Source organism: Bacillus sp. SIMBA_026 (assembly GCF_046535335.1).
GTDB lineage: Bacteria > Bacillota > Bacilli > Bacillales > Bacillaceae > Bacillus > Bacillus velezensis.
In genome coordinates this window covers 1-238 of the sequence record NZ_JAWRWX010000459.1, presented here as the reverse complement: position 1 = coordinate 238, position 238 = coordinate 1, and the positions used below count along the sequence as shown (strand labels likewise).

Genomic DNA, 238 nt, shown 5'->3' with positions numbered 1-238 from the left:
CCGGTCAACGCCAAGGCAACGCCAACAATCAAACCGTCCGTCGCCGCGACGACGGCCGTGCCACGGACGTACCCGCCAAGGACGATGGCGCTCCGTTCCATGGCCAGGTGCGCATTGGACTGGCCGTCAGCGGGAAGGAATCCAATCAGGAAATTCCGGATCTTGTGGCCGTCCTTGAGGAAGAAGAACAAGATGACAGCCATGAGCACTACGCCGGCGAGGATCTCCCCCAGGGTGC

At 62.2% G+C, this 238-nt stretch carries 1 protein-coding gene; it reads right to left on the bottom strand.

Annotated features, from left to right (window positions below):
* Positions 1-203: AI-2E family transporter (locus SB847_RS22155; RefSeq protein ID WP_410578907.1), on the bottom strand; the 203-nt coding region annotated here is incomplete at its 3' end.
* Positions 204-238 lie beyond the last annotated feature (35 nt).